The organism is Methanococcus voltae, assembly GCF_017875395.1.
GTDB lineage: Archaea > AGJL01 > Methanococci > Methanococcales > Methanococcaceae > Methanococcus > Methanococcus voltae_C.
Map to the genome: position 1 here is coordinate 1 of NZ_JAGGMO010000011.1, position 14,218 is coordinate 14,218.

General features: G+C 28.6%; 5 protein-coding genes and 1 CRISPR repeat array. Of the genes, 2 read left to right on the plus strand and 3 right to left on the minus strand.

The genetic code is table 11. The annotated features are described in order from the left end of the window. The coding region (locus tag J2127_RS08410; RefSeq protein WP_209733121.1) for a hypothetical protein at positions 1-1,872 on the minus strand (1,872 nt) is incomplete at its 3' end. A 478-nt stretch (positions 1,873-2,350) separates the two neighbouring features. Here J2127_RS08410 and J2127_RS08415 point away from each other — a divergent pair. After that, positions 2,351-2,530, plus strand: a complete 180-nt coding sequence (locus J2127_RS08415) for a hypothetical protein (protein ID WP_209733122.1) — start codon at positions 2,351-2,353, stop codon at positions 2,528-2,530. Positions 2,531-2,731: 201 nt separating this feature from the next. On the opposite strand, the gene J2127_RS08420 is transcribed toward J2127_RS08415, so the two are convergent. Together J2127_RS08420 and J2127_RS08425 are read right to left on the minus strand one after the other, a co-directional pair. Continuing rightward, positions 2,732-5,944 carry an Ig-like domain-containing protein gene (locus tag J2127_RS08420; RefSeq protein ID WP_209733123.1) on the minus strand — a complete coding sequence of 1,071 codons (3,213 nt, stop codon included), beginning with the start codon at positions 5,942-5,944 and terminating at the stop codon, positions 2,732-2,734. A gap of 374 nt (positions 5,945-6,318) precedes the next feature. After that, on the minus strand, positions 6,319-11,391 hold the full coding sequence (locus tag J2127_RS08425) for a NosD domain-containing protein (RefSeq protein WP_209733124.1): 5,073 nt from the start codon (positions 11,389-11,391) through the stop codon (positions 6,319-6,321). Positions 11,392-11,704: 313 nt separating this feature from the next. Here J2127_RS08425 and J2127_RS08430 point away from each other — a divergent pair, with 313 nt between their 5' ends. Beyond that, positions 11,705-12,865 (plus strand): M28 family peptidase, encoded by a 1,161-nt coding sequence (locus tag J2127_RS08430; protein ID WP_209733125.1) that lies wholly within the window; start codon positions 11,705-11,707, stop codon positions 12,863-12,865. 510 nt (positions 12,866-13,375) lie between these two features. After that, a CRISPR array of direct repeats spans positions 13,376-14,161; the repeat unit is 37 nt; unit sequence GTCACAGTGGCAATTCCATTAAAACAAGGATTGAAAC. Positions 14,162-14,218 lie beyond the last annotated feature (57 nt).

The following is a 14,218-nucleotide window of genomic DNA, read 5'->3' on the forward strand; positions in this document are numbered from 1 at the left end:
ACTTACGTTGTAATCTACAACAAGTGCGCTTATATTAATGTTCTCAGCTATTACTGAGTCATTTGCTGGTGATATATTGCTTATTACCGGTGCTGTACCGTCTACTACAAAGTTTACAACTTCAGAACTGTTTTCATTTCCATTATCGTCTGTAGCATTTACTACGAATGAGTAAGCTCCATCTGCTAATGAAAGACTATCATTTTCATACATTTCAGTAGTTGCATTGTAGGTTAAGTTTATAGTGTGGTTAGCTGGTCCAGTGATAATTGCTTGAACGCTAGCTATGTTACTTTCATCTGTAACGTTTGCTACAAATATAACTCCCTCAGGTACTGTTGTACCATTTAATGGGTTTGTAACGTTTATTTTAGGTGCTGTTGTATCTACTACTGGAGCAGGTACTGTAATGTTTGATACATTAAGTGTAGCACTATTTTGCACTGTATCTATTGCAGTTATTACAAAGGTGTAAGTTCCTGGCACTAAATTAAGTAATTCAGCGTTATAGTAACTTGTTTCATTACCAGTCATGTTTACTGTCTTAATGAAACCTGATTCGTTGAATAAAGCTACTTGAACGTTACTTACGTTGTAATCTACAACAAGTGCGCTTATATTAATGTTCTCAGCTATTACTGAGTCATTTGCTGGTGATATATTGCTTATTACCGGTGCTGATGTATCCACTACGAAGTTGAGTGACTTATTAGCAATATTACCTGCTTCATCTTCAACGGTTATATTTAGTGTGTGTAAATCTTCCGCAAGTCCTATAACTGTACCATTAAACGATTGTCCACTTGAATTTAATGTGACATTTATTGTGTCAACAAATGCTTCACTCATACTAATCATTTCATTAACTGAAAAGTTGAAGTATAAAGTAGTTGAACCAATAATCGGTATGTAGTTTGTAGGGCTAATAGGCGCTGGAAGGTTAATTGTAATTATTGGGGATGTTATGTCTATGTAATAGTTAGTTGATGTCGTTGTAACTGCATTACCATATATGTCAGTTGCAGTTATGTTGTATGTAAGAGCAGCATCTTCTACTACAGGTATTACACCTGTTTCGTAAAAATCACCACTTATGTGATTTAAAGTATATTCGTTGGATGTTCCAGTACTTGTATTTAAAACAGTTGCTACAACTGAAGCAACTCCTTTATTATCAGTAACTGTTGCATTTATTGTATAACCTTCATTTATCAAATAATCTGTACCAGGTAAGGAATTTGTAACTACCGGTGCATCCCCATCAACTGAAAAGTTAATTGGAGCGGTCATAACTGTGTTATTTGCTAAATCGGTTACATTTAGTGTATATGTATAATTCCCCGTATTCTGCGTAATAGTAGGGCTTTCATATGTATTTCCACCAATAGATGTTAACGTTATTGGTGCTTGAGCACTACCTCCGTTAGGAGTGATAATTGCTTGAACAGTGTTATTATTATTTTCTGTAATATTCGCAATTATTCTAAAATTTTTTGGCATCGTAGTATTCATAGCTGGCGTACTATTGGTAACTACGGGATATACCGTATCTACAATAAATGTAAAATTCGCAGTTTCATTTACTGTTGTACCATTTATTGTGACGTTAAGTGTATGGAGACCTTGACTTAAATCCGTTAAATTTAACGTATAGGCACTTAGAGCCTCTTTATACGCTAAATTTTGAGGACTCCCCCCATCTAGTATTAAGGTAGCGTTTTGAACCGTGAGGTTCGTGGTTACCTCTATTGTTACGTTAGTATTATTAATGTATTGACCATCTATAGGATTTTGAAGATCAATGGTAGCATTGACTATACCTAAAATTGACAATAACATTAAAATACCAACTAATTGGTATTTTATATTCAATATTACACCTCTATTAATTGAAAAATCGTCATATATTAGAGTAATTTTTTCAATACATATGCTATATTTTGTTGTATATTACTCGATAATATTAAATATGACAAACACACCTCTCAGTGTAATAAATTTTATAAACTACATAAAATAAATATTTTTCTATTTATTTAGTATAATTAGGACATAATTAAATAGTTTAGGTTCCCAAACTAATTACTTTCCCAATATAATCATATTTTACTATTTTTGAGAAACGTGTAATTAGAATTAATTACCGTCCAAAAAAGTTAATTTTCAAATATATTAATTATATAAACATGTTATTATATTATTAGATATCTAACATTTTATATATGCTCCAATATAGATAACTAATTAAGTGTGATAAGAATGGTACGCCAATATGGATTATGTGTATGACTATAAAGGCTAAGATGACAAAGCCCAAAAAATCATAGTTGGAAGTGACGGAATATATCATATGAGAAATGGAAAAACGTCATTTACAAATCAAAACATAATGATATTAAAATATGACTTTGAGGGTAATTTATTATGGAATATTCATATCGTTATGATAAGGGCTTTGATTCGTGCAAAGTGCTATTCTAAAAGATATTCTATTTATATTGGGTGCTTATGGGGTAAGTACAAGTTTTGATACCTTGTTATTAATATACAATTCTAAAAGACTAGGGTTATAGAATAAATTTCATTATTTACTTTTTTACTTTTTTACTTTTTTTAGATTGTTTTAAATTAAATTTATATGATTTTAAAAATATGGTTGATATCTTGCATTTTAGATATAATTTATATTATAATAAATTATTAAAAAAAGAAAAAAAGAATAAATTATTATTTAAATAGTTGCATTAACCGTATAGCTAACTTTTTTGGTTATATAGTTTCCTGAACTGTCCGTATCAGTTATTGTGATGTTGTGTGAGCCTTCTGCAAGGTTTGTTAAGTAAATATTTCCTTCCAAGTTGCTTCCCACAGTTGAGTTTGCTTTTGGATTAATTATTATTATTTCTGTTGGTAATGTTGTGTCTATACCTAAGTATACAGTTTTTAAATCATAGTTTCCCACATTATCGTATGCATAGACTTTTAATGTGTAGTCCCCATCTGCTAAGGTAGTATTTCCTATGTAATAATCTCCGATTTTATCCAATGTAATATTAATTCCATCTATTTCTGCAATTACTTCTCTTACTCCAGTCGTACTATCTGTTGCATTTACAACTATCTCAACAATTGAGTTATTCAATACTTCTGAAGTTGGTTTAATTATTGTAATGTTTGGAGCAACTGTATCTATTTTAAAAATCCAATTTTCAGATACATTGTAAATATTTTCAGCTGTTGCAGATATGTACCAATTATATTCGCCATCGGTTAAATTTTCAATCACGAATGAAGTTAGAACTCCATCTAATACTGAAATATTTGTTGCTACGGCATTGTTATTTAAATATAATGTACAGTTGTAATTTTCTTCAGAACCAGTCACGTTGAATACAAATTCTAACGTTTTATTGCTTATAGTTGAATTATCTTGAGGGGATAACAAAGACATACCTACAATTAAAGGTATTGTTGTGTCCACAGTGAATGTTACTGTTTTTAAATCAGAATTACCAATCTCATCTTCGGAATATACTTTTAAAGTATAAGTTCCATCTTCCAAGGTGGTATTTCCTATGTAATAATCGCCTGATTTTGTCAAAGTTATATTAGTTCCATTTACTTCAGCAATTACCGTTTTTACGTTATTTGCATCGGTTGACGTAACATTTATTAAAATATTAGAATTGTTTAGTTTTCCAGCCATTGGGCTGTTAATTATTATTTCTGGAGCGGTTGTATCTACAATGTAAATAACATTTTTAGATACGATACGTCCGAATCTATCGGTATCCTTTATTGTTAAGTTATGCGTACCTTCGGAAAGGTTTTTCAAATTTATTGAAGCATTTAATGAATCAGTATTTAAAATTTCATTTTCAATTGGTTTATTTATTATCAATTCAGTATTTATAGTATTATTCGTTCCATATTTTACTAAATTCATATAGGAATATGATGGATTACTATTCCATTCTGAATTCATAATATAAATATTACTCTTAGAATCAACTGAAATAGCTGTATCATATTCTAAATCAGCTAATGGTTCATACCAAATTAAATTACCATCGTTATCAATTTTTAGTAATTTATCGTTTGTTAAAATATATATATAATTATCATCGGAATCTACTTTAAAATTCCATGAATTATCCTTATAGGTTTTATTCCAAAGTGAATTTCCGTTCTTATCAAATTTATAGCATATTAACGTATATTCTGAATTTATATATTCGTGATCAAATATATATAACCCATAATTATTTAAAATACTTGACGATTCATAAGCAGCGTTTATATAATCAATAGTTTTATTCCAAATTTGATTTCCTTCTATATCGTACTTGAAAATTTGTGTATAATGAATATTGTGGGTACCGTTATAGCCATAACTAATTGCTGAAAAATATACATTTTTGTTATCCGAATCAACGGATTTTATATACGTATTATTAATACCATATATTGTTTTATTCCAAAGTGAATTTCCGTTCTTATCAATTTTTACTAGTGCCTTATCATTTGAATTTCCAACGTTAGATATTGTAAAAATATAATTGTCTAATATAGTAATATTATTGCAATATCCATTAAATGTTTTATTCCATAAGAATTTACCATTTTTATCATATGTAATAATTTCGAATTTTGGATTAGGGTACCAAATCTGCGATGTTGTATATATATAATTATTATCCAATACACTGTTTAAAGGATAATTATTATTAATTTTAGTTCTATTCCAAATTAAATTTCCTTCAGTATCGTATCTTAGTAAAGAGATATTTTTTCCATTTCTCCCTACTACATATATTCCACTATCATCTGAATCCACACTTTTAGGGTAAAAATTATATTCTGAATTTCCAAAAGTTTTTTTCCATAATAGTTCTTTATCAAATTCTTCTAATGTAGAATTAACTTTAAAGTATTTAATGTTGGAAACAGCTTTACTACCTAAGCTATCTGTTGCATAAACTTTTAAAGTGTAATCTCCGCCTGTTAAATTTTTGAGTAGATAGTATACATCAATATTAGAATAATAATAATTCTTACTCATAGTGTTGTTTACACCGTTTAATTCTGCAACTACTGAAGTAATATTATTTGAACTTATTACCGTAGCATTTATAAAAATTTCATTGACACTATCATTATTGAATATTTGTCTATCGTATGGATTATTAATTATTATTTCAATATTTGATTCATTCACTGATTGAGTTGAATCCATTGCACAGATTGGTAAATAATCTATGTTATCTAATGAAATATTATATACTTCATCACAAAAACCGTCATTATTTTTATCTGCATAATTTTCAGAAAATCCTGTTCCGTTTGGAGTAAACCAGTAGTTTCCTCCACCGTTTTCTTTTGAAGTATTGAGATAATTCTGTTCACCGTAATAGAAATAGATATTATCCGTATTATTAAATAAATTATTGTATATCGAATTATTATGTGAATATTCTACATATATACCTTTGTGGTTGTTTGATATATTATTTCTAAATAGTGTGTTATTATGGGAATCTAATAGCCAGACGCCTATATTATCAATATTTTTAATCTCATTGTCTTTTAAAGTACTATGTTCAACATTGTCTAAAAGAATACCTTCATCTGTAAAATTACATATATTCATTTCTTTTATCGTAACATTGGTTATAGTATAATCGGGATTACGTACTAAAATACCTGTAGAACTATTGTATCCAGTAAGTATATTGGTATTTCCATATAACGTTACATTACTACATGTAATGTTTATACAAGTTTCATTACTACAAAGTATGGAATTATTTAAATAATAAATTCCTGGAGTATTGATTACCGTAGGCTCATTAATAGCAGTGTATGCCGATACACCTGAAACTATTAACGATAACAAAGATATCAATACTAAAAATATTGTTTTTTTATTGTTCAATTGTTTCATTTTATCACGTTGTATTACATTAATTTGCGTATTCAGAAATATGTTTACTAAATAGTGTAAAAATTCTTTCACTACCTTAATATTAGAATACGAATTAATTAATAATACTATAACATAAATAATTATTTATTTAAATTGAGTTATGTATAACAGGATATTTTACATAATAATTTGTGAAATATATTGTCAAAAAAAGTAAAAAAAGTAAGTAATATATTATTCAACTACTCTAAACGAAACTTTTGAAAAAAGTTTCATCAAAAGGTTATTTAACCACCCTAAATCCTCCATCAATCCACTCTACAACAATAGGTTCTTCAGGAAGTTCTGTAAGAGTTTCAAAGGAAACTTTTGAAAAAAGTTTCATCAAAAGGTTAGTTAACTACCTTATAACCAGAACTAGTCCACTCTACAACAATAGGTTCAGTAGGTAACTCTGTAAGAGTTTCAAAGTATTTTAAAGCAGCTTCAGTTCCCAATCTATCGGAACCAGCTATATAGATTAACTTATAATTCTGTATTACAGTTGAAGAGCCTGAAGGAATACTTATAACTTGTATAATTCCCCTATTTTCTCCAGGATTATCATTAGTTACAGGAATGTTAAATCTATTATTATATTGGTTAGCTATTCCATTAGCTACAGGACCACCCACTATAATAGTATCACTGTCTACCTCGTAATCCTTTGAAGATACTCCTGCTTTTAAATTATTTGATAATCCCTTATCAATGCTACTTCCATAAACTATTTTGGCTCTAGAAACTACATTTCTAATAACACTTAATTTAATTGTAGGTGATAAATCTCTACTTCTATGGTGTGCATTGTTTGAGTTTCCTCGATAAGAGCTTTTAGTGCTTGAGTTTGAGTTTCCCCCAGATGGAGTGTTTTTAGTATTTATTACAATATTTACCGATTTTGAGTTTTTATTTCCCATTAAATCCTCTGCATATATTGTTAACTTGTATTTTCCATCCTCTAATACCTTATTTGCAGTATAGTGGCTACCTTTTCGTTTTAAAACGATATTTTCATTATTTATATTTGCAATTACTTGTTTTATTCCATCGTCGTCTGTCGCAATAACGTCTATTAATAAATTGTTAGTTTTTATATTGCCCGGTTTTGGAGAGTTTACTCTTATTTTTGGATTATTTTCATCTATTGGAACCCTCGGAGTAACGTATAATGGTAAATAGTCAACATTACCTTTATCAATGCCATATGGTTCGTCACAGAAACCATCGCCATTGTTATCAGGATGTGTCTCAGAAAAACCATGTCCTCTAGATGTAATCCAATAATTTCCTCCTCCATTTTCTTTAGAGGTATTCCAATAATTGGATACATCGCCATTGTATGCATGCATATAGATATTATTCTTATTATTAAATAAATTTGCATATATTAAATTATGTGTAGAATTTGAGTATATATGCATTCCCCTAATATTTTCGCTTATATTATTATTTCTTAGTATATTATTTTGTGAATTTATTAAATATAGTGCATCGTAAGTGTTTACAAGAGTACAATTTTGAATAGTATTGTTTGAAGAATATGCCAATATCATTCCTAAATTTACGTCTTCGATATTTATATCTTCTATCGTCATATTTGAGCAATTTGCTAATATTAAAGGTCCATCAATTTTAGAAATTGTACCTTTATTCTTATTTTTATAATAGTAAATTGGCTTTCCACACATGGTATTGCCTTCCATGGTGTGACTATTCCAGTGTTTAATATATCCAGAAATTACAAAGTCCATATACTTACCAATCAATGAATTATCTAGTAATGTAGCATTTAATGAATTTTCTAAGTGAATTCCTTTTGAATTATATTCAATCAAAGAATTATTGATTAACGTATTATTTGAATATGTTATATAAATACCATTATAATCATCTTTCAAATTTAAATTTTGAATGCTATTATTTGATGAGTAACCAACTATTACTCCAGTATGAACATTTGATAAATCCAAATTTTCAACAATCATATTTGAGCAATTTACAATTATTACCTGCCCCGCATCTTCAGGAACTTTCACACTATCATTATTTTTATAATAGTAAATTGGTTTTCCATTTATTGTATTATTCTTAATTGTATGACTAATCCAACTTTTAAGATATCTACAGCATTCAATACCCGTACATGAGCCAATGAATGAATTATTGATTAAGGTATTGTTTATACCATCTACATAAATTGTACAATCATCGGACACATCGTTCAGGTTTTTACCTATTAACTTGTTATTTAGTAATTTATTATGTGAACTGCGCAATACCATAAAGTTTGCACTATTTTTAGATATTGTCATATTTTGAACGATATTGTACTGACTGTATCGTATTGAGATACCCTCGCAATTATTCACCATATATCCATCTTTTACAATATTATAATCAGAAGCTTGCATATTCACTCCATATGAGTTATTGAAACAATATATGTCTTTTACAATACTTTGATCTAAAGACCTTAAGTCTATACCATAATAATCGTTGTTTGACGAGGATATATTTTCAATGATGTTATTTGAACCATCTATTTTTACTCCGGTTTTACCGCCGTCATCTGCAGTTATATGGCTAATAGCATTATTTGAGCCACTCAATAATAGACCTGTTTCAATACTATCCGATGCAACCATATTTTCAATGATGTTATTTGAACCTGTTATGTATACTCCATTTTCTATAGTATTTGATGAAGAGACGCCCTTAATTGTACTGTTAGAAGTATCCATATATACTCCGATGTTACCTCCGGATGAAGAGATATCCTGAATAGTATTATTTGAACCTGTTATGTATACTCCATTTTCTATAGTATTTGATGAAGAGACGCCCTTAATTGTACTGTTTGTTAAATTTTCTATTTTTAATCCTTTCATATAGCAATTTCTACAGTCTATATTTTGAATAACGTTGTTTGAAGAGTGACCAACTGCCAATCCCGTACAAGTGTTCGATAAATCCAAATTTTCAATAATCATATTTGAGCAATTTGCAATTATTACTTGTCTTGCATCTTTAGGAATAATTTTTTTAGAATTATTATTTTTATAATAATAAATTGGTTTTCCATTTATTGTATTATTCTTAATTGTATGACTAATCCAACTTTTAATATCTCCCGAAATTTCAATACCTGTGACATTACCTGTCAAAGAATTATCCAGTAATGTATCATTACATGAATCATCTAATTCTATACCAATTTTACAATTTGAAATAATGTTTTTAGTTATGGGATTATTGTTAAATTTACTTATGCTAATACCTTTATTACAATCAGATATCTTATTTTTAGATATGTTAGATATTATCATATTGTTTGGATGGTAATTTCCAGCCGAAATACCCCTATCACTTTTTAAAATATTATTATTTACGATAGAAAAATTTTGAATACTGTAAACGTTTATACCATATTCTTTATTTCCACTTAATGTATTTTCTTTTATAATGGAGTTTTCAGAATAAGCCATATAGATACCGTGTTTATTATCTATAACATTTGAATTTGTAATATTGATATTATTGGAACGTTTTAAATAGATACCATATCCGGTATTTTTTGAAATATCTAAATTTTTAAATACCGTATTCGGAGAATAATGACAATATACGCCCATATACGCATTAGATAACTTTAGGTTTTCTAAAGTCATATCTGAACAGTAAGCAATTATTACTTGTCCCGCATCTTCGGGAACTTTTTTAGAACTATTATGTACGAAATAATAAATTGGTTTTCCATTTATTGTATTCCCACTTACATTATGAGTGTCCCAATGGTAATCATAACCTCCATATATGTATATACCCCCACTTTCGAAGTAATTATCCTGTATCGTATTATGAGAACAGAAACCCATATCTATACCACGGGTATTATTCTTTAAAAAATTATTTTTAGATATATTATTACCAAATACTCCACTCAGTGTGTAAATGGCGTAATAATTATCGTATAATGTATTATTAATAATGTGGTTATCCTTGCAAGATCCTAACTTAAAAGCATGATAATTATCAAATAGGGTGTTATTAATAATATAATTCTTATCAGAACGACCTATACAAATACCACAATCTCCACGTTCTGAATCATGTACTATATTGTTAGATATGGTGTTATTTTCGGAGTCGTCAATACTAATACCCCAACTAGTTTTATATATGTTATTATTAGTTACTATATTATTTTTGGAGTGTGATACACAAACACTCGTATCCCGATTGGAATATCCCGTATTAGAAGATACTTTAGTATTATTTGATTTCCATAGGTATATACCATCGTCATCGCCCGAATATACAGTATTATTATGTATTATACTGTCATATACGTTGTTTAATAAAATACCTTTACTTTCAAAATCTTTTACATCAAAGTTTTTTATGGTAATATTTTTAAGGGCTCTTTCGTTGTTATGAACATATATTCCCCATTTTCCACCATATAATCCATATAAACAATAACCTTTACCATCTAGGATTACATTATCACAAGTAACTAATATACAATATTCTCCATTATGTGTTATATTATTAGTTAAATAGTAATAACCAGGCGTATCTATCACCATAGGGCCAGTTATTGAAGTATTTTTACCAGGGGCTCCACTACTTAAAGCTCTAAAACTTTGGGTGGCCATTGAAAAACTTCTAGCCATCATTATTGGGACTCTTGTCCTTGGCAAATCAGTTAAAAAATCACTATGAAGCGTAAAATTACCTGTTGGTTCCCTAGGTTCATAAGTTATATCATCGGGAAGTTTAGTAATTTCTTTAATGACATTATCTGTAGTATTAATGGAGTTATTACTGACCCCAGATGAATTTAGAACTGTATTATTTACAATAATCGAAACGTTTGTATTATTCAACGAATCATTTACAATTGTTATATTTGCGCTATCTAAACAAATTGTAGTATTATTCGTAATATTTGCATTATTCGTAATATTTGCATTATTCGTAATATTTGCATTATTCGTAATATTTGCATTATTGATAAGGGTAGTACTATTGATAATGGTTGTATTAGTACTATCTTTACCAATATCTGTATCATTATTGCCATTTAAGGTATTATTTATTGAATTATTTGAATTATCCATATTATTAATAATTATGGTGTTATTTAATTCATTTAAACCATTACTTCCTAGAGAAGTATTGTTTAAATTTGAAATATTCGTATTATTCATAATACTAGTAATATTTATAATATTTTCAATACTCTCATTTATTGTAGTATTATTGATGGATTGAGTAATAGTGTCGTTAATGGTTCCATTAACTAAATCTTTTGAAGTTTCATTAACGGAATTATTGGCAATTTCCAAAGGCATTACCGAAGTAATCGTCAAAAATACCAGCAATACAGAGAATATTTTTTTTAAATTGGGCTGATTCATTTTATCACTAAATTATTATATTGTCTATTATGTTGTTACTATATCAGTATAAATTACTATTCGAATACTAAATAGTTATATATTTTAGAGTTAATTAGATATAAATTTAATTGTTTATGTTTACAACATATATGTTAAATAGAATTCTAAATATTATATTTAAGAAAACAATATTAATGTATCTCATATTATAATACAACGTAAATTTATTAAAAATATTAAAAATATTAAAAATACCAAAAAATAATATCTGATGAGTAATAGAATTATATATGGATTAACATATTTTAATATACTAAATTGGGGGATAGGTATGTCTTATTTAACAGAAATTGCAATTGAAAGACCTATTGGTACTGAGGGAAATAATAAAATTTTAGAATTAATAAAGAATGAATTAAAATCCTCTAAATATACTATGGAGTCATTAAATTTTAAATGCCTTACCTGGGACAATGGAAATTCATATATTAAGCTTGAGGATAATATTTACACTATTTATGCTAGTCCTTTTTCTAAAGGTTACAAAGGAGAAGGGAAAGTCATATGTTGTTCAAAAATATCAGATTTGAAAAATCCGGAAATAGAAAATAATATTCTCATTTTGGACGGCGAAATAACGGAAAATCCATTAATGCCTAAAAATTTTCCGTTTTATTTTCCCGAAGAACATGCTAAATTATACGATCTAATTGAAAAAGCTAAACCTGCTTGTATATTGGCATTAACGGGAAAATCTGCACTTTCAGGTTTAGACCCGTACCCATTCTTTGAAGATGGTAATTTTTTAATTCCTTCCGCATATGTCTCCAATAAATCTAATTTTATAAAAACAATTGTGAATAAAGACGTTGAAATAAGTATTAATTCGAAAATTCAAGAAGCAAAATCCGAGCAACTAATTTTTAAGAAGAAAGGAACGTCTAAGGATACTATATTAATATGTGCGCATATGGATAGCAAATATGGAACATTGGGGGCTTTGGACAATGCAAGTGGTATATATACAATATTGGAGGTTGCTAAAAAATTAGATAATGTACAAACTACTTCAAACGTGGAAATAGTGCCGTTTAATGGGGAAGAATATTACGGAGTAACTGGACAATTAAAATACTTAGAATATTTAAAAAAGCAGAATATCAATATAAAATTAGTTATAAACATTGATTCGGCAGGATATAAAAGTTCAAATAATGCTTTGTCCTTTTATAATATTTCAGAGGATGATGTAAATAAAATTATCAATAAATATAATGTGGTACTTGGTACGGAATGGTATGCTGGAGACCATGCAATGTTTGCATTCCAAGGTACGCCATGTATTGTAGCTACTTCGAGTGATTTATTTGAAAAAGGCATATTTACGACACATACTTATGCAGATACCTTGGAAAACGTAGATGAAAATTTACTAGATGAGCTAGCTAACAATTTATATCATATAATATTAGATTTTGATAATAAAAAATAAAATATAAAATAAAATATCCCGAATCATTTGTATCATATTATTATATTTTTAAATTTTAAAATAAATATGTTAATATTATACTCCACCAATTTGTAATATATTTTAGGTAATAATAGTAATACTTAGTATGATTTTTACGTGACCTTTGTAATAACGCATTTCAAAATCCAAAATTATTAAGCTCATTTTGAGCTCCTTTTTTTAGGGTTGAAAAATTTAGAGCTTATTGTGGGTAGTATATACCCCATATCAGTTCCCAAGTGCTAGGTTCATTTTCTATCGTTTAATTATTGGTTATTAGTTACTTTTTAAACGTTAAAAGAGTTACTTTTTACTTATTCAACTAACCCCGAATTATATTTTTAAAATACAAATGGTAACTTTTATATAGGGTTCAAAACAAACTATATATTGTCAGATTGAATAAATTTTGTGATAAGGTTAACTAGAGCTTTATTTTATCATTAAGTCTTATTTTGTACTTATTGCCAAGTAATAATTTAGTTTGGTGTCACAGTGGCAATTCCATTAAAACAAGGATTGAAACAAACTAATTTAGAAACTGGTAATGGTTATTATTTGAATGTCACAGTGGCAATTCCATTAAAACAAGGATTGAAACTTTGATCTGTCGCATGATTCAAACAATGCTTTTAGTATTGTTGTCACAGTGGCAATTCCATTAAAACAAGGATTGAAACGCAACTACCAAATCTCTAAGATCTAACCATTGTTTCGTCACAGTGGCAATTCCATTAAAACAAGGATTGAAACACCATCTCAAACACCTTACTTCAATCTAATCCTGTGCGTCGTCACAGTGGCAATTCCATTAAAACAAGGATTGAAACGTATATTCTGCATCTTTAATCCCTTTTATCATTGGTGTCACAGTGGCAATTCCATTAAAACAAGGATTGAAACAAGTATATCAAAGCATTTTCTATGACAATTTTTGTCAGTCACAGTGGCAATTCCATTAAAACAAGGATTGAAACCTACTTGCTCCGTTCCTGATTTCATCAGTTCGCTTATATCGTCACAGTGGCAATTCCATTAAAACAAGGATTGAAACACCTTTTTCAATTACTAATTTATAGTAAGCCCATATTGTCACAGTGGCAATTCCATTAAAACAAGGATTGAAACAGTTATCATAGGGACATATACCTTTCTCTTTTGCTGTCACAGTGGCAATTCCATTAAAACAAGGATTGAAACCCATATACTCGAGCCCTTGCGTCCTCAGTCCCTGCATTGTCACAGTGGCAATTCCATTAAAACAAGGATTGAAACCCATATACTCGAGCCCTTGCGTCCTCAGTCCCTGCATTGTCACAGTGGCAATTCCAT

Excerpts from the sequence above, each read along its gene's own strand:
- J2127_RS08415 (WP_209733122.1), top strand. The coding sequence starts at position 2,351 with ATGAGAAATGGAAAAACGTCATTTACAAATCAAAACATAATGATATTA.
- J2127_RS08420 (WP_209733123.1), bottom strand. The coding sequence starts at position 5,944 with ATGAAACAATTGAACAATAAAAAAACAATATTTTTAGTATTGATATCT.
- J2127_RS08425 (WP_209733124.1), bottom strand. The coding sequence starts at position 11,391 with ATGAATCAGCCCAATTTAAAAAAAATATTCTCTGTATTGCTGGTATTT.
- J2127_RS08430 (WP_209733125.1), top strand. The coding sequence starts at position 11,705 with ATGTCTTATTTAACAGAAATTGCAATTGAAAGACCTATTGGTACTGAG.